Here is a 717-nt window from a genome sequence, read left to right on the forward strand (position 1 = left end):
AATGCTTCGCCACCGCACAGTGCTTTTAATCTAGGCTCACCCTGCCAGCCACTACTGATCAGCAATCGCCAGGTGGCGGGTGTTGCTTGCATGAAGTTTGCCTGATGCTTTGTCAGCAAGCTTAATAAACGTCGACCATCACTACTATCCTGTTTCTTGGCAATAATGACTTTGGCGCCGACCCATAGTGGCAAGTAGAGTTCAAGTACGGCAATATCAAAAGACAAAGTTGTTACTGCCATCAGGGTATCATCAGCCTCGAGCCCTGGCTTTTCTGCCATGCTGTGTAAGAAGTTCATGACGGAAGCATGGGGTACCACAACGCCTTTAGGCTTTCCGGTAGAACCGGAGGTATAGATGATATACGCAGCTGTATCCTCAGGGATTGTTACATCTGGGCAAGCTGTGTTCTGCTGTGATAGACGTTCAGAAATCAGGTCGGTATTGAGTATGTGTGCAACAGAAGGCAGGCGCTTGATATGCGCTTCTTGAGTGACTAGGTGTTGTAAGCCCGAGTCTTCAATCATGTACGCCAAACGATCATCGGGGAAGTCAGGGTCAAGCGGGACATAGCTGGCGCCGACTTTCAATATGCCAATTAGGGCCGCGAGCATATGCTGAGAGCGGTCCAGGCACAAGCCTACGCGATCCCCAACGGATACATGTTCCTCTAATAGGAGCTGAGCCCACTGTGAGCTAAGTTCATCAAGCTGACGA

General features: G+C 50.1%; 1 protein-coding gene. It reads right to left on the minus strand.

Annotation, left to right across the window (positions count from 1 at the left end):
- Positions 1-717 (minus strand): AMP-binding protein (locus tag A3761_RS08800; protein ID WP_156491763.1); only part of this gene is annotated, 717 nt, incomplete at both ends.

It is taken from the genome of Oleiphilus sp. HI0123 (assembly GCF_001635315.1).